Here is a 234-nt window from a genome sequence, read left to right as displayed (position 1 = left end):
TGTAATAACCATCGTCTTCGGATCACCGCCACCTGCCACGTTAGCTTTTACGCCCATAGGTGAATTCGGCATACCAGGCATATCGGTCATAATCAGCTTTGCACCAGAGAACTGAGTCGTTAGATTCTCAGAAAAGTGCAGTTCGATTTTAGACGGAGCCGCCGCATCCGATCCTTCAGCGGGAGTAGAAGAAACCAGCTTTGGATGCGCCTGAGCAACTGCACTCAGAAGCAA

1 protein-coding gene is annotated in these 234 nt (G+C 50.0%); it reads right to left on the bottom strand.

The features are described 5' to 3' along the window. Positions 1-234 (bottom strand): copper resistance CopC family protein (locus tag KMS84_RS44915; RefSeq protein WP_256921688.1); only part of this gene is annotated, 234 nt, incomplete at both ends.

The organism is Streptomyces hilarionis, assembly GCF_024539675.1.
Classification (GTDB): Bacteria; Actinomycetota; Actinomycetes; order Streptomycetales; family Streptomycetaceae; genus Streptomyces; species Streptomyces hilarionis.
This window is presented reverse-complemented; position numbering and strand designations above follow the sequence as displayed.